This is a genomic window from Fictibacillus sp. NPDC058756 (assembly GCF_042746035.1).
Taxonomy (GTDB): domain Bacteria; phylum Bacillota; class Bacilli; order Bacillales; family Fictibacillaceae; genus Fictibacillus.
Genome location: NZ_JBHYPU010000001.1, coordinates 3,113,455 through 3,137,355 on the forward strand (window position 1 = coordinate 3,113,455; position 23,901 = coordinate 3,137,355).

The window sequence follows — 23,901 nt, forward strand, 5'->3', positions numbered from 1 at the left end:
TCCTCTTTCAGTCCCTATCTTTAAGCTTCCCACGTCCAGCCGGAAGAGGCAAGCTCCACTTTATTGTTATACACCTCTTTTGCCTCTGTGACAAGCTGTGATAACTGACCAAAATGAGGAAGATGTGTGAGGAGCAGCTGATGAGCTTCAGACTGCTGAGCAAGCTTCCCGCAATCTTCTGATGTCATGTGGCCTGGCCCACTTCCATCCATGCCTTTATAGAAGTTGCATTCGGCAATAAGCAGGTCTGCATCTTTACTAAACGGCACAAGTTCAGGAATCAAGGCCGTATCTGCTGTGTAGAGAATTGTTTGCTTTCCATCGGTTATGCGCATCGCGTAGCACACCGCTGCATGTTTAGTAAGCTGGAACGTAATCGTAAACGGCCCAACCTTCATTTCTCCTTCTGGTTCATACGGTATTCCCTGTGTATACGTCCCATGTGTGAGCGACTGAAACCCACCTTCATCCTTTTTGTGCCCATAGATTGGAAGTGTTTTTATACCTTCCTGTAGAAAGGACTGGATGAGGCGGCTATATTGAAGCACACCAATATCTGCCACGTGATCTGCATGATAGTGAGACAATACAACAGCATCTAGTTCTTCTGGCTTGATGTAGTTTTGCAGCTGGGAGAGCACCCCGCTTCCACAATCAATAAGCAGATTGAATCCATCACTTTGCAAGAGATATCCGGATGTTGCTTCACCTGCTGATGGGTAACCTCCCCAATAACCTAAAACCGTCAGTTTCATGATTTCGTCCTCCATTTTTACTAACTAGTTTACACAAAGGACTTCACTTTACACTAGTTATTCAGCTTAAATGCGTCTAATACTTTTTCCAAGATGGGATTATTTTTATGATCTACTTTATATGCCGCATAGATCGTGTTCTCTGCCGTAAGCTCTGGGAACATTACTTTGACCCTATCCACTTGAACCGATTTTTCTAATAAGTAGGTGGGCAAGATGCTCATTCCCAGCCCATTTTCCACACCTTCTAAAATAGATCTCAAATCAGGAATAACATGCCACGGCTGAAAATCCGGCCGCTTATTAAAATGTTCTCGCCAATACCTTCTAATGATCGGAAGTTCCAACCCATAGCTTAGCCACTTTTGACTTAACAGCCATTGTTCAATCTCCTCAGCATTTTTCGCATCTGTTTCATACTCAGGAGGAGCCGTGCAAACAAACACTTCATCTTCAAGCTTTCTATACTCAATCCCTTGATGCTGTGATTTTTGAGTAGTCAAAATCAGATCCACTTCATCTTTTTCAAGTTTTTCTAGTAATATACCTGCCACATCGAACTGGGCTAAAAAACGAATTTCTAAATCTTGAATACTTGAAAGAGCACGCTTTGTAAAATACTCAGCTGGCGATCCAATACGGATCACTGGGGCCAGTCCTTTACTGGAGGAACTATGAAGCATTTCAAGTGTTGTATTCTCTAAGTTCTCGATGAGCGGAACAATTTTTGTATATAATTCTTTTCCTTTGTCAGTAGGTACCATTTTACGCGGAGCTCGAATAAACAATGGTTCACCAATTTCTGCTTCTAATGCCGCAAGATGCTGGCTCATCGCAGGCTGTGTTAAAATCCTTGCTTTCGCTGCCGCAGAAACTGAGCGGTGTTTATAAATGCTGATAAAACTCCGGTACCATTCAAAATCTATCATAATTTGAACCCCCTTCCACCAATCATGAAAACAGCACCGCTCTAAATGCTGAACGGTGCATAGTGGTCTCTATAAATCGATAACGTTTAAACGATAAACTTCCCGTTGCTGAATGAGTGTTTCAATGTTTTTCCGATAGTTGATATAATGCTCAGATTCTATATGTGATTTGAGCGCATCTTCATCCCGCCACGTTTCATAAAACACAAAAGTATCAGAGTCTTCGGTTGACTCATGCAGCGTATAGTTGATACATCCTTCTTCTTTACGTGATGCTTGTACCACTTTTACTAATTCTTCGCGCAATGAACTTTCTTTACCTGGTTTTGCTTTTAGTATCGCGTTAATTGTAATAGACAAAACAATCACCTTCCTATTTTGTAGTGGTTGATTTCCGTTTCAGGTTGCTCGCTTTCCGCGGGGAAGGCGGTGAGCCAAATAAAGCCTGCAAACCTCTTCTGTTATAAAGGTCTGCAGGTTTCCAAAAATTATGCTAGCTGTTTAACAACTTCTTTTGCAACAGCTATTGTAGATTGCGGATTTTGACCAGTAATTAAGTGATCATCCACTTGCACATGGTTTACCCAGTTTTCAGCAGCTACAAACTCAGCACCTAGTTCGCGCAAGCGTGTTTCTAATAAGAACGGCATGTATTGATCAAGTGTTGTTGCAACTTCTTCTGCATCTGTGAACGCAGTAACTGTCTTTCCTGCTACTAATGGCGTGGCATCAGAAAGTTTAACACCCACTAATCCGGCTGGGCCATGGCAAACAGCTGCTACTACTTTGTTTTGCTCATACAGATCACGAATCACTTCTTGAAGTTTTGTGTTCTCTGGAAGGTCAAACATGGTTCCGTGACCGCCTGGCAAGAAGATTGCGTCAAATTCATTAACGTCTTTAATCTCCTCTAGTTTTACAGTGTTTTCAAGATATATTGCTGTATCTAAAATCTCTGGAGGCACTTCACCTTCAAGGCTGCGGTCATCTACTGGAGCTTTTCCACCTTTAGGACTTGCTACCGTAATCGTGTGTCCTGCATTTGCAAACTCCACATAAGCTTCACCAAACTCAGAAAGCCAAAGCCCTGTTGAGTGTTCATTATTCATGTTATCAGCCGTTGTAACGACCATTAATATATGTTTTGACATTGTATAATTCCTCCTAATTAAAAGTAAGTTATTTCGCTAACAAAACCTATTGTAGACCCTGTAATACCATAATACAAATTAGAAAATTATACTTTACCTATAAATAAATTTATATGTTATATATAAAAAATCCCCTGCTAAAAGCAAAGGATTAGATATCGATATTTGTTTTCATTATATATCATCCAATAACATTCTTATCCGTCCACCCAGTGTATTGATGCGTGTGTCCATCATTAAAAGTAGTTGATCCAGCTATCATATGATAATGTGTTCCATCCGCTAAATAAATAGGAGGTCCGGTAGTTCCAGAGAAGCGGTGAACATGACCGTCATTAAAAGTAGTAGTTCCTTCATAGTTATGAACATGACCCATCGAGTTTTTTGCAGGACTTGTAACCCCTTGGACAGTATGTGAATGTCCATCATTTACTGAAGTCTGGGTAGAATATTGATGAACATGAACATTTCTGCCCTCCCATTTTATATGTTTTAGATCGTGACCGTGCACTAAATACCCCCCTATCTTAACGATTATCATCCTATTTGTATGTTGGTGATTTTAAAATATACCATAACAAAAAATCCTGCAGCTTATATTGCTGCAGGGTATTCATCAAAACTTCTATTCTTTTACAGCACCTGAAGTTAATCCTGACACAATTCTGCGCTGGAACAGAAGAACCATGATAACAAGAGGAACAGTTACGATAACAGTCGCTGCTGTAACCTCTCCCCAAGGAATCGTAAACTGTCCTTCAAACATCGCGATACCAACTGGAACCGTCTTAAACTCATCATCTGTGTTAATCGTTAACGCAAACAGGAACTCGTTCCATGCTGAGATAAATACAAGAATCGCTGTTGTAAAAATCCCTGGAAGCGCAAGCGGCAAAATAACACGCCAGTATGTTTGCATCAGTGACGCTCCATCGATTTTTGCTGCTTCCTCCAGATCAAACGGAATCTTGCGGAAAAACGTAACAAGAAGCCAGATGGATAATGGCAATGTGAACGTCGTATACGGAATGATCAAACCGAGGTAGCTGTTCGTTAAACCAAGGTTTTTCAATACGATATAAATCGGTGAAATGGTTGCGATCTGTGGAAACATCGATACAGACAGCACCAATCCAAGAATGACTGTTTTACCTTTAAAGTTAAGTCGTGCGATTGCATAAGCCGCAAAGCTCGCTACAAGTACAGCGTAGACCGTTGTAATCGTTGAAACGACTAAGCTGTTCCATAAATACTTTAAAAATGGATAGTTTACAAATACGGATTCATAGTTTTCAAGCGTCATATTATCCGTAAATGGGATAAACGCACGATCACCGAAAAGTTCAGCAACCGGTTTAATAGAGCTTGCCAGTACCCATAAAAACGGAAACATGACAAGGAAGACAAACAATGCTAAGAATACATAAAACATTGGGCCTGCTTTTTTGTTCATTTCCTATTCACTCCTTTATCTGTTCCGTTTTTATTTATCATTTAAAAGGTCACGGCCTAAGAACTTAATGTAGATCATAGAGATGATCGCAACACAGACAAACACGATAACCGAGAGCGCCGAACCTTCACCAAAATTGGTTTGTGCGAACATTACTTTATAAGCAAGTATGGAGATCGTTTCCGTTGAGTTAGCTGGCCCTCCACCTGTTAAAACATAGATTAAGTCAAATACACGGAATGCATCCAGTGTACGGAATAACAATGCAACTAGAATGCTTGATTTTAATAAAGGCAGCGTAATTTTTAAAAACTGCTTCCATTTGCTCGCGCCATCAATCGCTGCGGCTTCATACAGGGAACTCGGAATCGTCTGCAATCCTGCTAATAATAAGAGTGCCATATAAGGCGTCGTTTTCCATACGTCTGCAAAGATAACGGCAAACATAGCGCCAGTGCTTGTTGTGAGCATATCTGTCATTTGGTCAAACAGTCCGATTTCGGCAAAAGTTTTTGCCACGATTCCGTTCTGTCCGTCATATAAATACTTCCACATGAAAGCGGATACCGCAGTCGGGATCGCCCAAGGAATAAGAATCGTCGCACGAACAAGCCCTCTGCCGAAAAAGGCTTTGTTGATAAGCAGTGCGATCGCCAAACCGATAACGAGCTCTGCGAAAACTGAGATTAACGTAAAGACTGTTGTATTCTGAATCGCCTTCCACATACGGCTATCTGTTAAATTTTCTTTATAATGCTTCAAACCGATAAAGTTAGGCGTAATGACAGCGTCTTCTAATGAAGAAGATAATCCGATAAGGTCTTCAGAATTTTTCAGCTCATCCTTTAAGCCTCTGATCGAGTCTGTTGAATCATTCACAGCCTTCTCAAGGTCTAAAGCAATTTCTTTATCAAGATCAGAAACCGCAAGCTCTTCGCTGATCGGCTCCATAACTGTAAGTTTCTCGTCTACTTGGTCATATTTACTCTTAATCTCGTTGTCTTTTTGTAATTCTGCGTCTACTTTTTCTAAGTTTGCTTTTATGGTTTCAAGTTCTGTCTTTGTATTTCCAGAGGCGGTATCCACCTCATCTTCTAACGTACTGATTAAAAATGGATAGTTATCCAAATACGTTTGCAAATTTACTTTATACGAAACATGCGCTTCTGATTTTGCTGGATTATTCAGTCTTAAATCAAACATGCTGTAATAAAACGATTGAAATACAGGCCATATCGCAATAATTAAGATTAAAATCAGGGATGGTGCAATTAGCATATAGCCGACGGAACGGTCAGAGCGTTTTTTCTTCTTCTGAGAGTTTGTCTTTGCTGCGATAGGCTTTTGGTTGTTAGGCATTAGATCTGGTTTCAAAAGGGTCAGCTCCTTACTATTCGAATGCAATCGACGGACGGGCGCTGTAACGTCCATCCATTTCACTCTTGTGGAATCGATACCAGTTATAAATTTAAGGGGAGCCTTTCCTATAGAAAGGCATACCCCTCATCATTTATTTTTCCTTACTTCACTAGCTTTTCTGAAATCTCTTTTTGCATGTTTTTAGCTGCTTGTTCTGGTGTGATCTTTTTTGCTACCGCTTGAGAGATTTGAACTTGAATGATGTCAGAGATCTCAGGGTAGTTCGGTGCTACCGGACGAGATACTGCTGCTTCAAGAGCTTTTACAAATCCTTCATCTTTGTAGTAAGGGTTTGCATCTAAAATTTCTTGGTCTTCATAAAGAGAAAGAATTGTCGGAGCATGTCCGCCTTTGATCGCGTCGATCTTTTGTCCTTCTTTACCAGCCATGAAGCTTAAGAACTTCCAAGCTTCTTCAGGGTGTTTCGTGTTTTTGTTGATACCAGCCATCCAGCCCCCAAGTGCTGCAGCAGAACCTTTATCACCAGCTGGAAGTGGAGCTACTCCTACTTTACCTACGATTTTAGATTGCTTTTCATCGTTAGCTAGTGCGAATTGGTACGGCCAGTTACGGATAAGTCCAGCTTGTCCATTAATGAATGCCGTGTGAGACTCAGGCTCAGCAAACGTAGTAATGTTTTGCGGTACAACATCAGAGTTTACAACTTCAACAAGTTTTGCGATCCCTTTGATCGCTTCTGGAGAATCTACTTTGACCTCACCGTTTTCGTCGATGATCTGTCCGCCGTATGATGCGATAAATTCAACAGCGTTACATACAAGTCCTTCGTATTGCTTCGCTTGCATCAAGTAACCGAATTGAGTTCCGCCTTGACCTTTTGTTTCTTTCGCTTTTGCTAAAAGCTCATCCCACGTTTTTGGAACAGAACCTTCATCTACTAAGTCTGTACGGTAGAAAAGCATACCCGCATCGATAAACTTAGGCAGCGCCCATTGTTTGCCTTTAAATTTAGAAGCACTGATTGCTCCTTGGTTATAATCTTCTGGATTGATTCCGTCTTTTTCCATAAAGCGGTCTAGCGGCATTAAGAATCCTGCTTGTGCAAATTCAGCCGGCCAGATAACGTCAAGGTCAATAACGTCGATCTCATCAGAGTTTGCGTTGAATGCCGTTACGTATGCATCATGCTGTTTCCCAGTATCTGCAGGCATCTCTTTAAATTTCACGTCAATGTTAGGGTATTTCTTTTCAAAAGCTTTCACCATTGCTGTAGTCCCTTGTGTATCATCTTTACCACGTGCGTAAACGATTGTTACTTTTTCATCTTTATCGCCGCCTGTGTTCTTGCTGCTGCTGCCTTCTTCTTTATCTGAACAAGCTGCAAGTACAAGTGACAGCGCTAGTGAAGTAGAAATCACTTTTGAGATTTTCTTAAGCTTTTTCATTGTTTTTCCCCCAAATCTCCTGTTTTGTAAACGATTACATTCCTTCGAAAAAAATTTTTTAAGTTGAGGACCGTTTGATTAGCTGAAAAGGCAGAATGACTTCTTTGCGTCTCAATTGCTTTTTCGACTGAATCGCTTCAACCATTAGATTCATTGCCTGACGGGCGATGGTATCAATCGGCTGTTCAACCGTCGTCAAATTCATCAGTTCGGCTAGAGGCTGATTATCAAAACCGATTATTGCTAGATCTTCAGGTACTTTCCATCCTGCATCAAATGCGGCTTTTGCTATGCCCGCTGCAACTTCATCACTGCCCGTAAAAACAGCATGCGGAGGATCCTCAAGCTTACTCAATTCTTTAAATGCGTCAAAACCGTTCTGCACACTATAAGCATTGTAGAAGAACCACTCTTCCCTCATTGCGATGCCAGCATCATCAAGAGCTCTCAGAAAACCAATCTTTCGGTCTTTCGAAATCCTGGAGCTTTTGTGGTTACCCGTACAATAACCAATCTTTGTGTACCCTTGATCGATCAGGTGCTTCGTTCCTAAGTAGCTTCCTTCAATCTGATTTAAGTACACTGAAGGTACTTGAGCCGTATCCGAATACTCATTGCATACGACAATCGGACCGAACGATAAATAGGGTTCGAACTCACTCCAATCATTCTCAATAGAAGTTAAGATCAGACCATCTACTTGCTTCGTTTTTAAAAGCTCTAGGAAGTTTCGTTCCTGCTCTTTTCGGTAACGGGTTTGGCACAAAATAAGCTGATAGCCTTTTTTGGCCGCTTCCTTCTCCATTACTTCAACAAGGTGACTGAAAAACGGGTTAGTGATTCGCGGAACATAGACAGCGATCGTTTCTGTCTGTTGCCGCCTCAACCTTCTTGCTGATGAATTGGGCACGTAATTCAGTTCTTGCATTGCTTGTGTTACAAGCCGTTTTTTCTCCTCCGTTACATAAGGATGTTCATTGATCACCCTTGAAACGGTCGTGCGGGATAATCCTGCCTTTTTCGCCACATCTTGAATGGTTGCCATCAGATTCTCCTCTTAAAAATTGTGGAATCGAAATCATGAAATCGTTTTCATAATCCGAGTATAGTTCACTGAATATACACAGTCAATCATTTTTTTCAGAAAGTTTTGCATTTAAAGATATCAAATAAAGCAGGAGATACACCGATTCAAACGAACTTATGATAAAATACATACACAATTTGTTTGATCTTTGAAAGGAGCCGGACCATGATTAAAGTAAAAAATTTAAAAAAGTCCTTCGGTGATCTCGAGGTACTGAAAGACATCAATGCAGAAATTAAACCACAAGAAGTTGTATGCGTGATCGGCCCTTCTGGCTCAGGTAAAAGTACTTTTCTCCGCTGTATCAATAAACTCGAAGACATTACTGGCGGACAAGTTTTGGTAAACGGAACAGATATTACGGATCCGAAAACAAACATTAATAAAATCCGTGAAGATGTGGGAATGGTGTTTCAGCAATTTAACCTCTTTCCACATAAAACGGTTCTAGAAAATGTAACGCTTGCACCACTAAAGGTAAAAAATGCAAATAAAGATCAAGCACGTGACAAAGCACTAAAGCTGCTCGCTAAAGTAGGTTTGCAAGATAAAGCAAATGCATATCCTTCACAGCTTAGCGGAGGTCAAAAACAGCGTGTTGCCATTGCTCGTGCACTTGCGATGGATCCAAAAATCATGCTGTTTGATGAACCAACATCTGCTTTGGACCCTGAAATGGTCGGTGAAGTGCTAGAAGTTATGAAAGAACTGGCTCGAGAAGGAATGACAATGGTCGTTGTAACACATGAGATGGGCTTTGCCCGTGAAGTTGGCGACCGAGTAATTTTTATGGATGGCGGTTATATCGTCGAAGAAAACGTTCCGTCGGAGTTGTTCGGCAATGCCCAGCATGAGCGTACGAAGGCGTTTTTGAGTAAAGTATTGTAATTAGAAGCCGGCTCACTTGCTTTTACGTGAGCTGGCTTTTTTACGGTTTATTCTGATGAGAAGGTTCATGCAGCAGAATTGTAAAATGGCCATTATTTTTGATCTTAGACTTAATGACAAATACAACAAAAAAACTGGACCCTCTAAAGAGTCCAGTTTTTTACCTTATTTGATTAATCCTTTGCTTTTTAAGAATTCTTGAGCAACTTTACGCGGATCTTCTTTATCCAAATCTACTTTCGCGTTCATTTCTGCCATATCTTTTTCTGAAATTTTACCTTCAAGCTCATTAAGTACGCCTTCAAGCTTCGGATATTTCTTCAGTGTTTCCTCTCTTACAACAGGAACCGCATAATAAGGCGGGAAGAATTTTTTATCGTCTTCTAACGTCTTTAAGTTAAAGCGAGGGATTCTCCCATCTGTTGTATATGCTGGAATGACATCCACTTTTCCTTCTTTTACAGCAGTGTACATTAAATTCGGATCTAAGCTCTTTTTCGATTGGAAGTTCAAATTGTATGTTTCCACAAATGGCGAATAGCCATCTTCACGTTCGAAAAAATCCGTTGGACCGCCAAATGAGAGCTGATTCGATTTGGGTGCTAATTCAGAAATCGTTTTGACATTTACTTGTTTCGCTGTCTCAGGATTCAGTGCTACTGCATACGTATTTTCAAAACCAAGCGGCTTTGTCCATTTCAAGTTGTATTCCTTTGCATATCCTTCTTTTACAGCGTTGTATATCTCGTCAGGCGTCATGCTAGGATCATACTTCTCTTTTAAAATCGTTAAATATCCTGTTCCCGTGTATTCCACAAATAAATCGATGTCACCTTTCTTAATCGCTTCTGTTAATATTGGCGTTTCACCGATTGCTTCTTTAACAACCACAGGATAGTCTGTCTTATCTTTCACATATTCAGAGATCACATAAGGAAGGATATATTGCTCTGTCCACTTCTTACCTGTAATCACGATGGCATCCTCATCACCACCGCGCAGTGCGAAGAAAAGAACAAGTGCCGCAATCGGTACACCGATAAGTACAGGCAGTTTCCATGAACCGCGCTTTTTTGAAGCTTTTGGCTCCGTTGCTAATTCAATGCGTCTAAGAATAAAGTCAAAAACAATAGCAAGTAATGCTGCTGGAATAGCTCCTGCTAATACAAGCTCATTTCGTGTTGTAGAAAGTCCACGATAGATAAGATCTCCAAGTCCACCTGCCCCGATAAACGCAGCAAGTGTTGCAACACCAATCGTCAAGACCGTTGCTGTTCTAAGACCTGCCATGATGATCGGCAATGCGAGTGGAAGTTCAATCATACGTAGAATCTGTGAATTCGTCATCCCCATCCCTTTACCCGCTTCCACCGCTGATCGATCAACACCTGTAATTCCTGTATACGTGTTTCTTAAAATCGGCAATAGCGCGTATACGGTTAGAGCAATTATTGCCGTTGTGCTGCCGATACCGAATACAGGAAGTAAAAATCCAAACAGCGCTAAACTCGGTATCGTTTGAAAGATTGCTGTAACGCCGATAACGGGTTCAGCTACACGCTTACGCCTTGATATAAAGATCCCAAGCGGAACTGCGATTACTGCAGCGATTAGGATGGATACGAGCGACAGAAATAAGTGCTGCTGAAGTCCTGTTAGTATTTCAGGCCATCTGTTTACAAACGTATCCTTCATCGTTAAAAAGAAATTATTCAATGCCCGCACCCCCCTCGACAGGTTTTTGTGCGGATATATTTAGCCCAGCAAGTCCACGCATCATCGAAGCTCTCGTAATCAATCCAACTAGCTTATCGTTTTCGAGTACAGGGATCATATGGACTCCGTTTGTAGCAAAAATTTCAGCTACCTCAGTATATGTGGCAGAGACATCAACAGAGATGATCTCTTTTTCCATAAGGTCGCCGACTGTTTTATCTTCCTCAGGATAATGATGCTCAATTTTTTCTAGCGTCGTAATCCCGAGCAGTTTATTTTGCTGATCTGTGATTAAAAGACTGTCTACACCATATCGCTTCATCATCTTTAAGGCTTCAGCAAGGCCTCTTGTTACTCTTGCAGTAACCGGATTCGGCCTCATTAAATCTACCGCTTCAGGCATTGAGGCATCCTCTCTAGACAAACGATTTTCGCCAATGAACCCTTTTACAAAATCGTTGGCAGGATGGCGTAATATTCTTTCAGGTGTATCAAATTGGATGATCTCACCTTTATTTAAAATCGCAATTCTGTCTGCAATCTTAATCGCCTCATCCATATCATGTGTTACGAATACGATTGTTTTCTTAATCGTATCCTGCAGCTTAACAAGCTCGTCTTGCAGCTGTTCACGGCTGATCGGATCGAGCGCTGAAAATGGTTCATCCATTAAGATGATTGGGGGTTCAGCAGCTAAAGCTCGAATAACGCCAATACGCTGCTGTTGACCGCCGCTTAGCTCAGAAGGATAACGTTTTCTGAATGTCTTAGGATCTAAGCCGACTAAATCAAGCAATTCATCTACTCTGCCATCATACTTTTCTTTTTCCCATCCTTTTAAACGCGGGACAAGCGAAATGTTGTCTTCAATCGTCATGTGAGGCAGAAGTCCAATCTGCTGGATTACGTATCCGATATTCCTTCTCAGCTCAACGGGGTTTTGTTTTGCTATATCTTCTCCATCAATTAATATCGTTCCTTTTGATGGCTCAATCAAACGGTTTATCATTCTCATGGTTGTTGTTTTACCACAACCACTTGGGCCGATTAACGCGACTAACTCCCCTTGTTTAATTTGAAAGTCGATGTTTTTCAAGGCCTCAAAACCGTCAGGGAACTTTTTCCCTACGTTTTTGAAAGTAATCAAATGCGGTTCTCTCCTTTATGTCATATGTAAGCTGCATCCATTAGAATGTCCAATTATTATCTTTCCCTTGCTTGCTTGCTTGAAAACCTCTTTTTATGAATGTATCAGTTTAAAGGCTTTCATTATTTGATATTGGACATACCAACTACAAATATATTTCGTAGAAAAAAACACTTGGATTTACGTCTCCAAGTGTTTTTTATAGATTATGTTGTTAGCTCATCTGCTTTACTGTTCTTTTTTCTCATTTGTACTGCAAAATAACTCCATGATCCTATCATACATAATCCTAAGAAACAAACCAATATCCATACGTTGAAGATAAAACTGCTCATGTCTCCGCTTGAGATCACGGCTTTGAATCCTGATACTGAATATGTCATAGGGAGCCACGTATTAAAGATTTGCAGTCCGTATGGAATAAGCTCCAGCGGGAATGTTCCTGCACTCGTCGTAAGCTGAAGAATCAAAATGATAATTGCTACAAATCGGCCAGGATCACCTAAAACTGTTACGAGCAATTGTATAAGCGCTAAAAACGTAAGACTCGTGATAACGCTAAGTCCGATAAATGCCGATAGACTGCTCACTTCGATGTTTAAACCAAAAAGCAATACTGCATCAGCAATCAACGCTTGAACAACACCTACCGCTGCTAAAAATGAAAATTTGCTCGCAAACCATCCGAATCCAGATCGAGGCTCTCCTACTTTATCACGCAGCGGGAACACGATAGACATCAATAATGCTCCGACAAACAAACCTAGTGATAAGAAGTAAGGAGCAAAACCAGTTCCATAGTTTGGAACATCAGAAAAATTCTTTGTCTTTACAGAAACAGGGTTGGCGATTCGTTCAAACATTTCACTATCAGGATCAACCGTACCTGTTTTGTCTGCTGCTTCACTCAATTTAGAAGATAAGTTTCCGCTTCCCTCAAGGAGCTTTTGTTCACCGTCATGAATTTCATTTACATGACTGGTAACCTCTTGCCATCCTGAAGATACCGTTGCCGTTCCATCAGCAAGCTTTCCGCTAGCAGCGAGTAATTGCTGTGAACCAGCCGAGGCTTCACCAAGTTTTGATTGGAATGTTTGAGTCCCCGTGTTTACTTTTGCCTGAGCGCTCGCAAGCTGACCAACACCGTCTGCCAATTTAAGTTGGCCGTTATGAAGCTTTTCTGCTCCTTGTGCCATGGCGGTCTGGGAATTGCTTATTTTTTTCGTACCAGCTGCAAGTTCATTGGCTCCTCCTGCAATTTTTCCTGTTGCAGCAGTTAAGCTATCCAGGCCATTATTCACACCACTGCTAATAGCCGCTATCTGTTTTAAAGAGGCCGCTATTTGTTCATCAGACATGTTGCTTTGATTTTGAATCAAATGGTTGATCTGCTGTTCAAGCTGTTTTGATCCTGCAGCTGTTTTTTGTGCTCCTGCGTTCCATTCATTGACAGACCCCGCTAAAGTACTTGCTCCATTTGACAGTTTCTCAGCACCGTCTTTTAGCTCGATGCTTCCATCCTTAATCTTTTCAGAACCCGTTGTCGCCTGACTAAGCCCGCTTTTTAATGATTGAGCTCCTGCGCTAAGCTGCCCTTGACCATCAGCTAGCTGTTTATGTGCAGCAAGTAATTGATCCAACCCGCTGTCAAACTCGGTCATTTTAGAATTGAATAAAGCTGCCCCACTTTCTAACTCTTTAATCTGAGGTTTTTTTTCAGTCATACCCGCCGCAAGCTGACCACTTCCAGCAGCCGCTTTTTCTAAGCCATCTGTTACTTGATCTGATCCATCAGCAGCTTGTTCCAAACCTCCAGTAAGCTGCTCTACTTGCTCGAACATTACCTCCGCATACGTTTTAGTAAGTTCATTCGAAAGACTTTCTTTCATTTTATCGACGGCAGTACCACCAATTTGTGCAGCTAAAAAGTTAAAGCCTGCGTTTGGCGAATAAATAATCTCAGGTTTGTTTTTTGATTCACCTGATAATGATGTAGCTTTCTCAGAAAAATCTTCTGGTATCTCTATCATCATGTAATAATCGTTATGTTCAAGTCCTTGCTTTGCTTTTTCTTCACTTACAAATTTCCACTTAAACTGTGGATTTTCTCTCAGCCTTTCAACAAACTCATCCCCGACTGTTAAGTTTTCTCCGTTGTATTCATAGCCTTCATCCTGGTTGACTACAGCAACTGGCAGATCCTCCATCTTGTCATACGGATCCCAGAAGGCCCACAAGAACATTCCACTGTATAACACGGGTATAAACAGGACCGCTAAGACAGGTACAGCAATTTTTCTATTTGAAAAAACCGCCCTAAATTGAGCTCCTATACTTTTCAACACTATGTTTCACTCTCCTACAATACTTTATGACTATTTTAGTCATTCGGTCATTTCACTTCAAAAAAAGAGACCTCTAATAGTCTGCTTTTTACAAAATGACTGAAATTAAATTTTGGTCAGAACTTAATGTACCACGTTTTTTCAACTTCTGCAATACTAGGATTTTCTTAATCCATCCATCACAAACATTTCAAGGACTTCTAGCATTTTTTCTTTTTGAATCGCAGGATTGTCTCTTTCCCAGTCAAAGATAAGAGCCAGATACAGTTTAACCATCATGAAAGCCACAATATCTGTTGGACATTCTTTAATCTCGCCTTTTTCTACGGCTTTATCCAGCTCTTTTTGAACAAAGTTCAGGACAGCTTTTTCAATTCTTTGCAATGCATCTGTTACAGGTGAAGTGTTCATTTCTTTTACTTCCTGTGAAAGCTTCACAGCTAACTGATGTGTTTTACGGAATTCTATAACTTCATACAATGCATAATGAAGGTTCTCATAAAACGGCCGGTCTTCGTTGATCGCTTTTGATGCTGCCAGCTTCGTTTCTTTTACAAGGTTTGTAATAATCTCAGAGAACAGTTCTTCTTTATTTGCGAAAAATGTATAGATAGTTCCTTTTCCAACATTTGCGATCTTTGCGATTTGATCAACTGTACTCGCTTTATAGCCAAACATTGAAAAAGAACGTTCAGCTGCTTCTAATATACTTTTTCTCCGATCCATTATACTCCCACCTCTTCTTGCAGCTGATTTGATTTCGTACTTAAAGGCAAAGTTAATAGCACTCTTGTCCCCTCGTTCAATTCACTCTCATAGTGCAGTTTTCCACCCATGTCCCGAATGAGCTTATAAGTCACCATCATTCCGAGACCAGTCCCTTTTGCTTTCGTCGTGTAAAATGGAAGTCCGATCTGTTCCAGTTCTTTTTCTGTCATCCCCTTACCATTGTCCTCAATAGCAATGGTGATGTTTCTTTTTGTTATTTTGTACTTATAAAGATGAATTGAACCAGTGTTGTCTATGGCTTCGATACCATTTTTAATAATATTAATTAGTCCTTGCTTCAATTTTTGCTCATCAATATTAACGATGTGCGAACCAATATCACACACAGTTACTTCCACATTGTGTATAGATCCATATGGCGCCGTTAATGAGACAACATCTGTTAAGACGTTCTTCAGATTTATTCTTTCCAATTTTGGAACATCAGGTTTAACCATTGAAAGATAATCCGTAATGATCTTGTTCGTCCGGTCAAGCTCTTCAATTAAAAGCGGGGAATGCTCTTTCAGCTTTTCATCAATAGTTGTACTGCCTAAAAATTGAATCATTCCTCTTATCGTCGTCATCGGATTCCTGACTTCATGGGCGATCGCAGCCGCCATCTGACCTGCTACTGCCAGCTTATCAAGATAAACGGATTCTTTTAACTGCATATTTATTTTCACGAGTCTCTCAATAAGAAAAATGCAAGAAAAGAATGCAATTAAAAAACTTGAAAAATAAACAAGGTAAAAATCAAGAGTCAAAAATTCTAAGTACGTGTGGATGAGCAAGATATAAAATAAAGTATAGACTACAGATATATAGAGTGCTGAAATCCACCTGCGTTTATCCTCATCAAAAAAACCCTGGTAGGTCAATGAAATCCCGTACGCCAAAAAGGTAAGAACAATACCCAGCCATACAAAATCGCCGCCCATTGCCATTCTTGCTAAAATAACGAACAAGGAACAGATTGCACCCGGCAGCCAGCCGACGTAAAGTGTAACGATCATAATTGGAACATTTCTAAGATCAAAAAACGAGTCCTTCAGCGTTTCGATAGGAAACATCATACAAACTAAAGCACCAAATCCGCTTATGATTCCGAAGATGACTTTGTTTTTCAAGCTTGGAATGACACCAGGATGAAGGGGAAAGAACATATTCAATAGATGTGTAAATGAGAAAACAATTGCAATATTAACGAATAACGGTTCTATAAACGCTTGCATGATGCTCCCCCTCCCCTTTTTTCTTCCTTTAGTATAGCAGAATCATTCTTCAAGAAAATAAGAAAAACGGCAAACTTATCCGTTTGCCGTCTCATGAAAATCATGGAATTCGTTCTTCATTTGGATAAAAGTCTTTCTACAGCTTTTCTAGCTGAATTTACACAATCCGGAAGCCCGACACCATCATAAGGAGCACCGGCTAAAAGGACACCCGGAAGCTCTTTTTCAAAAGTTCCTCTAAGCTGCTCTATATACTCTTCATGGCCAACTTCATATTGCGGCATCGAATCAATCATTCGTGATACATAATATTTTTTGGGCTTAGTATCTACACCCATGATCTTTTTTAAATCATTCAATACTTTACTTAAGATAGCTTCATCGGATTCGTGAACAATCCCCTGATCATCAGCACGGCCGACATAACATCTTAACAAAACCTTCCCTTTAGGAGTGGTATGTGGCCATTTACGGCTAGTCCACGTACAAGCTGTAATGGATGTCTTTTCACTTTTTGCTATAACAAAACCCGTACCTTCTAATGAAAATGATACTTCATCTTCATTAAATTCCATCGCAACTGTTGCAACCGAGGTAGGTTTCGTTTTATGAAAATCAGATGGAAACATTTTCTCGCCAAAAAGTTTTTTCGTTACTGCATACGGAGTCGTTACAATTAAGTGGTCTGCAGCCAGGACTGTCCCATCCTCTAATTCAACGGAGTATGTGCCATCTTCTAAACGCTTTACTGAATCCGCTTTTGCACCCATCTTAATGTTCTCTTCAGGCAGAGAGTTTCTAAGCGCAGAAATAAAGGAAGATAATCCATTTTTCAAAGTTAAAAAAGCGCCTTTTTTCTTTTCCGTTTGCTGAGTCTTAACAGGCTTAGGCTGCGATTTTTTCATGCCTAAAATTAAACTTCTATGCTTTTTTTCCGTCTCAACGAATTGCGGAAAAGTAGACTGCAAACTTAGATGATCGATTTTACCGGCATAGATTCCAGACAGCAAAGGTTCGATCAGACGGTCTACCACTTCGTCTCCAAGCCTTCTTCTAAAAAAATGCCCTACAGAAACATCTCTACTGGAATCTGACCGCTTCGGCAGAACAAGGTCAAGACCAGCTCTGGCTTTCCCAAATATTGAAAAAAGCGGGGTAAATGCAAACGGCATTATCTTAGTTGGAACACCCATGACCGCCCCCTCGGGAATTGGATGAAGCCTCATATTATGAAGAATGTAAGCCTGTCCCATTTCATTCGATACCAGGTCTTTTTCTAGTCCTACCTCTTTAACAAGATCAGTCATAACGGTTTTTCGAGCCAGATAGGAGTCAGGACCCCTTTCAATTACATAACCATCCTCTGTAATGGTTTCAATTTTCCCGCCCAGCCTGCTGCTGCTTTCCAATAACGTAAAAGTTACTGGCTTTCCTGTTTCTTTTGCATACTTTTGCACATAAAAGGCAGCGGATAAACCTGTAATGCCGCCGCCCAAAATGATCACGTGCTTTCGCTCGCTCATCTTATTCACATTCTTTCTTTTGCTAGTGCTTTTTCAACTGTTGTTGCTAAGCAGTCAATAAATTCAGGTTTTGCATTCGGCATTTCAGGACGGTAATAGTTCACGCCCAATTCATCTGTAACAATTTTGCACTCATAATCATTGTCATATAAAACTTCTAAATGATCCGCAACAAACCCAACAGGACAATAGATGAAATGCTTATATCCGTATTCATTATACAGATCCCGCGTCAGATCCTGAACATCTGGTCCGATCCAAGGCTCTGGCGTATTCCCCGCACTTTGCCATCCGATTGTATAATGGGGAACGCTGACTTCTTTCGCGATCAAATCAGCTGTTTCCTGCAATTGAACCGGGTAGGGATCTCCCATCTGCAAAATTTTCTCTGGAAGACTGTGTGCAGAAAAGATAACAACCGTTTTATCATGTTCGCCTTCAGGAATGTTATTAAACGTTTGTTTAATTCCTTCCGCCCAAAATTGAATATACTTAGGCTCGTCATACCAGCTGTCGATCGTCACAAATTCGGGACCGCCGATTTTCGCTGACTCTTCTACTGCACGTCCGTTGTAAGATTTAACACTGAACGTAGAATAATGCGGAGCAAGTACAAGAGTTACAGCTTCCTCGATACCATCCTTTTTCATCTCATGAACAGCATCTTCAATGAAAGGATTGATATGCTTCAAACCTAGGTAGCTTTTAAACTCCTTATCTGGGTAGCGGCGATTCATTTCTTCTTCTAGTTTTTGTGCCTGATCTTCTGTAATCTTAGCAAGAGGTGAGATTCCGCCAATCTGCTCGTATCTTTCTGTCAATTCCTGAAGCTGTTCAGGTGAAGGTTTCCGGCCGCGTCTAATATGTGTGTAGTAGCTTTCTACTTCATCCAGACTTCTTGGGGTTCCATATGCCATCACTAACAAACCTGTTTTCTTTTTCGTCACTTATAATCACCCTAGTTTTTCAGACGTGTATTCATGGACAAAGGTGGTTAATTGTTTCAATGTTGCGATGTTAACCTCCGGGAAAATACCTTTACCCACGTTAAAGATGAATCCTGGCTCTTCCATTCCTTCATCTAAAATCTCTTTTGTTCTTGCTTCGATCACTTCCCAAGGAGCTAGCAGAATAGAAGGATCCAAGTTTCCTTGAAGTGCCTTTGTTACACCCATCTGACGCGCTTCTCTTGGAGAGAGTCTCCAGTCAAGACCGATAACATCGAGCGGCAGCTCGTTCCACTCCATCACCAAGTGGCGTGCACCTGTTCCATAAAGAATCAATGGTACTCCTTCTCCGCGAAGTTCAGAAAAGATTCTGTCCATAACAGGCATAATGTATCTTGCATAATCCTGTGCATTCAATGCGCCAACCCAAGAATCGAAAATCTGAAACGCTTGTGCACCAGCTGCGATCTGTGCTTTCGCATACGCAATCGTCATGTCTCCAAGCTTGTCCATAAGCATGAACCAGCTTTCTGGGTCCGAGAACATAAGCTGCTTTGTTTTATGGTAATCCCGTGAAGGACCCCCTTCAACCATATAGCTTGCAAGTGTAAATGGAGCACCTGCAAAAGTGATTAGAGGAACTTCCAATTGCTGACGCAAAATTTTAATCGTTTCAAGTACATAAGGAACATCTTTTTCAGGGTTAATCGTTCCAAGTCTTTCAACAGCCTCGCGTGTTCTTACAGGATTATCGATAACGGGTCCTACCCCCGGCTTGATTTCTACATCTACACCAATTGCAGGAACCGGCGACATAATATCCTTGTAAAGGATCGCAGCATCAACACCGTGCTGATCAACTGGCAGCTTTGTAACGCCTGCGCACATCTCAGGTCTGTGAGTGATGTCAAACAGTGAATACTTCTCTTTCAATTTACGGTACTCAGGCTGAGAACGGCCCGCCTGTCTCATGTACCATACAGGAATATGTGAATTTTTCTCCTTACGACACGCCTTCAAAAACTCTTCATTCATTGTCAAAACGTACACACCTTTCTATCAAGACCAAAAGCTGCAGCACTATTGTTATCTCCTAGCTGCTGAAACTTAAAACCTCTAAACGTCAATATCCATACACATTGTAAGGGAATTCATAATAAAAGTATAGGCTGAAAGTTCAATTGTCATCATTTTGGCAAATTGCCATTGTCACCCGGCAGTATAACCTCTATACAGGAATCTCTTTAATCGATAATTAGGTTTTATAAAATTGGACTCTTTTCACAAAACCCCTACATGGATTTCCTACTTCTCTATTACCTTAGTCGTATTGGAGCACTATAACTTCAGGCTAAAAATTATTAGATAAAGAACTATCTTTCAGGAAATGCATTGACTCATTTTTAGGACAATTGTTTAATGACTGTAATAAAAGTCAGAAAATTCCGTTAAGGAGTGGGTACAATGTCCATCAACAAAAAAACTATTACCGTTTCAGCCGTAAGTTCTGTTTTACTTTTGTCTCAGTTATATCCAATCAGTAATCTCCCCGTGAATGCTCTTACATCAAATGAACTGGCAAAAGAACATAATCACGAGAATTTTGATATCCGTAAAAATTTATCTGCAGTGCTTCCTGATCGATCACAAATAGAAGCTGCAAATTCATTTATTCAAGAAACAGGCACCGGAACAAAAATCTCCTGGAATTCAACTTTTGGTACACCCTCTTTTATCTCAAAAAACAAAGGATACTTAACTCCTCCATCCAGTTATAACAGTGAGACTATTGCTCGAAACTGGCTTAAAGAGAATTTACAAATGTTCGGACTCTCTTCCAATCAAGCAGACTCCCTTTCAGTTATAAAGAATCATTCTATTCCTGGCAGCGGTCTTCAAACCGTTGTTTTTCAGCAAACCTTCTCTGGGATTGAATCGGCAAACGGCGGACGGTTTATTATTTCTGTCAATAAGGATGGACGTATTCTTTCAGTTGCATCAAATGCTTCAAAGGCGTCAGAAATGGATGAAGCACATAAACTATCAAGCAAAGATGCGCTTCTATCAGTAGTTAATGAACATCTTCCTGATTTAAATTATTCGCCTGTATTAAAGGGGTCAAATAAAGGCTGGGAAGAATATGCTGGCGGCGATAACCTTCCAACTGTTCAGCGCGTTAAAAAATCAGCGTTTGTCACATCCGGTGGTGTAAGACCTGCCTACCGTGTACTTTATATTGAAAAACTGAACAAAGGTAAAGAAGTTGTTGTTGACGGAGTAACAGGTAAAACTCTTTTTGAACGATCACTTGTTCAAAACCTTGATCCAGAAGGCATAATTTTTGAAAATTATCCCGGTTCCCCGACAGGCGGCACACAGGTTGTGAAATCCTTAAAAGGTGACCCAGAAGCTTCTCCGCAAGGATGGCTGCTGCCTGCAAATGATGCTGGCGTTACAACACTTGGAAATAATGCGGACACGTATGCAAACTGGAGTAATTTCCTCGTCCCAGAAGGAGCTGGGCTTGTCAGACCGGTAAACCCCCTCGGGCAATTTAAATATCCGTTTAAAAACGCCTGGAACAAAACTGAAGGACAAACCGCCCCCCCATCTTATGCAGAAGATGTAAACAGTGCAGCAACGAATTTGTTCTATCATCACAACCTGTTTCACGATTATTTTTATAAGCTGGGATGGACAGAATCTGCAGGTAATCTTCAAGCGGCGAATTTCGGAAAAGGCGGTATGGAAGGTGACCCTATCCTCGGTCTTGTTCAAGCAGGCGCAGCATCAGGAGGAGAACCGACATATACGGGCCGTGACAACGCCTATATGCTTACGCTTCCCGATGGTATTCCTGCGTGGAGCGGAATGTTTTTATGGGAGCCGATTAAAGGGGCTTTCGAAGGTGAATATACAGATGGCGACTTTGATGCCGGAATCATTTATCACGAATACAGCCATGCTCTCTCCAACCGTTATGTAGCAGGAGGCGAATCTCTGAACAGCCATCAAGCAGGATCCATGGGTGAAGCTTGGGGGGACTGGTTCGCCATGCACTATCTTGTTAAAAACGGTCTGCAAAAAAACCCTGTTGTCGGGGCATATGTAACGGGGAATCAGGAACGCGGAATCCGAAGCTGGGCACTTGATGACGCTCCCCTTCAGTTTGGTGACGTTGGGTTTGATATCGTTGGTCCTGAAGTCCACGCTGATGGTGAGATTTGGGCGGCTATTCTTTGGCATGTTAGAGAAAGTCTAATAGCTGAGCTAGGAAAAGAAGAAGGTGAATCTGTCGCAGAACATATCGTCATGGATGCAATGCCAATCTCTGCTCCTGATCCGTCAATGGATGATATGCGAACAGCCATCCTTGCAGCTGACCAAGACAGATACGGTGGAGATCATTATAATCTTTTATGGAAAGCTTTTGCCCAAAGAGGTCTAGGGGCTTCAGCCAAATCTTTATCTGGAGATGATACAGATCCCGTACCAGCGTATGACCACCCAGTATCCGGACAAAACGGTATGCTTGCCGGAAAGATTATAAATTCTTCAACAAAAAAACCGGTACAAGATGCAAAGATTATTATTGGACAATATGAAGCCCGTACTAGTCCTGTAGCTTTATCAAGTGATACAGGCGGATTCAGCATGCCTATCGTCTCGGGAACCTATGATATTACCATTCAGGCTCGCGGCTTCGGCTCAACAACATTTAAGAACGTAACTATTACAGCTGGTGAGATTGAATCATTAGAGGTGAATCTATCACCTAACCTTGCTTCTGCAGCAAACGGAGCTGAAGTAGTTTCAGTATCTGATGAAACAGAAACACATCCTGCGAAAAATGCTCTGGATGATACAGAAGCGACCGTGTATGCTTCACAAACAAAAGAAGAGGGCTTTACGGGATCTGAGTTTGTTGTAGATCTTGCAGGAGACAAACCAGCCACCGTTTCAAGTGTCCAAGTAAGTGCATTTAAAGACATTGCAAAAGCACGTTTTTCAGCTTTAAAAGACTTTACCGTACAAACATCGCTTGACGGTGAAAACTGGACTGCTGTTAAAGACGGTGCATTCAACGCTGGAAAGCCTCGTCCTGCAACACCAGACCTGCATTATAAAACGTTCGATCTGGCTGAACCGGTAAAAGCAAACTTTATTAAGTTCATTGCTAATAATGCTCAAGATAATACTCTCGGCCATGTTCAGGTTGCTGAAGTTCAAGTTTTTGCAGAACGGTCATCAAAAGTTAAGGCATTGCCTCCTGTTGTTACAGAACCATTTAAAAGTGAAGGGGTAATCCAGGCAGGCAACCCGGCAACAGGAATCGGAAGCTTAGCTGACTTGGACGCGACAGGAAGTGTAACACAGAACGAATTCGTTTCGACCCAAAACCCTGAACCGGCATCACAAGGTGTAGATGGATATGTAGTAAGTCTTCCTGAACAATATCGTGATGGATTGCATAACTTATCTGTCACAGGTCCTGATGATGGGGCACATGATCTTGATGTTTATTTCTATGATTCATCATTCAATCTGATCGGCAGCATCGCAACAGCGGGGGCGAATGAGACAGGAATTGTCCCTGGTGGTACATCTTATATCTATGTAGGTCTGTATTCCGGTGCAAATGTTCCATTTACACTAGATGTGAAAAGTCCATTTGCGAATTAAATGAAAATACAGTGTGAAAGATGGGCTTCGTACCCATCTTTTTTGTTCGTTTAACAGTTTATGAGCATCACACGGTCCCTGATTAATACGTAGTAAGCTTAATCGCACGTTAGCGTGATAGAATCGCACGGTATTTTAATTAAATACTATTTCCGTTAACTTTCGACAAACGTCCTCTTAATAAAAGGCTGTTTTCGTAAACTTTGTTGTTTTTGGAAGATGTTGATTTCCGTTCCAATTGCTCGCTTTCCGCGGGGCAGGCGGTGAGCCACATTCGTACGTTTCACTTTTAAGTGTCTCACCTGACCGCCAGTCCCGCAGGACAAGGAAGGCTTCGACAGCGCTGCATCGCACGAAGAAAATGTGGTCTTTCATTTTCGAGGAGTCTCGCAACTTCCACTGCAATCAACCTTTTCGATGAAGAACTCTGTAGCAACAATCTTTTAGAA

Annotated in this window: 19 protein-coding genes; 2 read left to right on the forward strand and 17 right to left on the reverse strand. The window is 41.2% G+C overall.

Annotation, left to right across the window (positions count from 1 at the left end; translation table 11 throughout):
- Positions 1-20: 20 nt before the first annotated feature.
- The 9 genes from ACFW35_RS15985 to ACFW35_RS16025 all read right to left on the reverse strand — a co-directional run bounded on the left by ACFW35_RS15985 (position 21) and on the right by ACFW35_RS16025 (position 8,158).
- Positions 21-755: an MBL fold metallo-hydrolase gene (locus ACFW35_RS15985; RefSeq protein WP_379847144.1), complete on the reverse strand. Its 735-nt coding sequence runs from the start codon at positions 753-755 to the stop codon at positions 21-23.
- 53 nt (positions 756-808) lie between these two features.
- Positions 809-1,684: a LysR family transcriptional regulator gene (locus tag ACFW35_RS15990; RefSeq protein ID WP_379847146.1), complete on the reverse strand. Its 876-nt coding sequence runs from the start codon at positions 1,682-1,684 to the stop codon at positions 809-811.
- Positions 1,685-1,753: 69 nt separating this feature from the next.
- Entirely contained in the window at positions 1,754-2,044 is a 291-nt protein-coding gene (locus tag ACFW35_RS15995) for a putative quinol monooxygenase (RefSeq protein WP_379847147.1), read from the reverse strand.
- A gap of 128 nt (positions 2,045-2,172) precedes the next feature.
- A complete protein-coding gene (locus ACFW35_RS16000; protein WP_379847149.1) occupies positions 2,173-2,835 on the reverse strand; it encodes a type 1 glutamine amidotransferase domain-containing protein in 663 nt (220 codons plus the stop codon).
- A 181-nt stretch (positions 2,836-3,016) separates the two neighbouring features.
- Complete coding sequence (locus ACFW35_RS16005; RefSeq protein WP_379847150.1) at positions 3,017-3,346, reverse strand: YmaF family protein; 330 nt, start codon at positions 3,344-3,346, stop codon at positions 3,017-3,019.
- A gap of 114 nt (positions 3,347-3,460) precedes the next feature.
- On the reverse strand, positions 3,461-4,288 hold the full coding sequence (locus ACFW35_RS16010) for a carbohydrate ABC transporter permease (protein WP_066240055.1): 828 nt from the start codon (positions 4,286-4,288) through the stop codon (positions 3,461-3,463).
- Between the two features lie 30 nt (positions 4,289-4,318).
- Complete coding sequence (locus ACFW35_RS16015; protein ID WP_379847535.1) at positions 4,319-5,647, reverse strand: ABC transporter permease subunit; 1,329 nt, start codon at positions 5,645-5,647, stop codon at positions 4,319-4,321.
- A 161-nt stretch (positions 5,648-5,808) separates the two neighbouring features.
- Positions 5,809-7,113 carry an ABC transporter substrate-binding protein gene (locus ACFW35_RS16020; protein ID WP_379847152.1) on the reverse strand — a complete coding sequence of 435 codons (1,305 nt, stop codon included), beginning with the start codon at positions 7,111-7,113 and terminating at the stop codon, positions 5,809-5,811.
- 58 nt (positions 7,114-7,171) lie between these two features.
- Entirely contained in the window at positions 7,172-8,158 is a 987-nt protein-coding gene (locus ACFW35_RS16025) for a LacI family DNA-binding transcriptional regulator (RefSeq protein ID WP_379847153.1), read from the reverse strand.
- A 207-nt stretch (positions 8,159-8,365) separates the two neighbouring features.
- Between ACFW35_RS16025 and ACFW35_RS16030 the strand changes: the two genes are divergently transcribed.
- Entirely contained in the window at positions 8,366-9,088 is a 723-nt protein-coding gene (locus ACFW35_RS16030) for an amino acid ABC transporter ATP-binding protein (RefSeq protein ID WP_379847155.1), read from the forward strand.
- A gap of 165 nt (positions 9,089-9,253) precedes the next feature.
- Here the strand turns inward: ACFW35_RS16030 and ACFW35_RS16035 are convergent, their stop codons facing one another.
- The 8 genes from ACFW35_RS16035 to hemE all read right to left on the reverse strand — a co-directional run bounded on the left by ACFW35_RS16035 (position 9,254) and on the right by hemE (position 19,804).
- On the reverse strand, positions 9,254-10,804 hold the full coding sequence (locus tag ACFW35_RS16035) for a glycine betaine ABC transporter substrate-binding protein (protein ID WP_379847156.1): 1,551 nt from the start codon (positions 10,802-10,804) through the stop codon (positions 9,254-9,256).
- Positions 10,797-11,951 carry an ABC transporter ATP-binding protein gene (locus ACFW35_RS16040; RefSeq protein WP_379847158.1) on the reverse strand — a complete coding sequence of 385 codons (1,155 nt, stop codon included), beginning with the start codon at positions 11,949-11,951 and terminating at the stop codon, positions 10,797-10,799. The genes ACFW35_RS16035 and ACFW35_RS16040 overlap by 8 nt, the downstream gene beginning before the upstream one ends.
- A gap of 206 nt (positions 11,952-12,157) precedes the next feature.
- Positions 12,158-14,296: a YhgE/Pip family protein gene (locus ACFW35_RS16045; protein ID WP_379847159.1), complete on the reverse strand. Its 2,139-nt coding sequence runs from the start codon at positions 14,294-14,296 to the stop codon at positions 12,158-12,160.
- Between the two features lie 156 nt (positions 14,297-14,452).
- Positions 14,453-15,022 (reverse strand): TetR/AcrR family transcriptional regulator, encoded by a 570-nt coding sequence (locus tag ACFW35_RS16050; RefSeq protein WP_379847161.1) that lies wholly within the window; start codon positions 15,020-15,022, stop codon positions 14,453-14,455.
- A complete protein-coding gene (locus ACFW35_RS16055; RefSeq protein WP_379847162.1) occupies positions 15,022-16,299 on the reverse strand; it encodes an ATP-binding protein in 1,278 nt (425 codons plus the stop codon). The genes ACFW35_RS16050 and ACFW35_RS16055 overlap by 1 nt, the downstream gene beginning before the upstream one ends.
- A gap of 116 nt (positions 16,300-16,415) precedes the next feature.
- Positions 16,416-17,822, reverse strand: a complete 1,407-nt coding sequence (gene hemY / locus ACFW35_RS16060; RefSeq protein WP_379847164.1) for a protoporphyrinogen oxidase — start codon at positions 17,820-17,822, stop codon at positions 16,416-16,418.
- A 5-nt stretch (positions 17,823-17,827) separates the two neighbouring features.
- Complete coding sequence (hemH, locus tag ACFW35_RS16065) at positions 17,828-18,769, reverse strand: ferrochelatase (RefSeq protein ID WP_379847165.1); 942 nt, start codon at positions 18,767-18,769, stop codon at positions 17,828-17,830.
- A 6-nt stretch (positions 18,770-18,775) separates the two neighbouring features.
- Entirely contained in the window at positions 18,776-19,804 is a 1,029-nt protein-coding gene (gene hemE / locus ACFW35_RS16070; protein ID WP_379847536.1) for a uroporphyrinogen decarboxylase, read from the reverse strand.
- A 429-nt stretch (positions 19,805-20,233) separates the two neighbouring features.
- Here hemE and ACFW35_RS16075 point away from each other — a divergent pair, with 429 nt between their 5' ends.
- The gene (locus ACFW35_RS16075) at positions 20,234-23,452 is read left to right on the forward strand and encodes a M36 family metallopeptidase (RefSeq protein WP_379847167.1); all 3,219 of its coding nucleotides are present in this window, start codon (positions 20,234-20,236) and stop codon (positions 23,450-23,452) included.
- Positions 23,453-23,901: the final 449 nt, after the last annotated feature.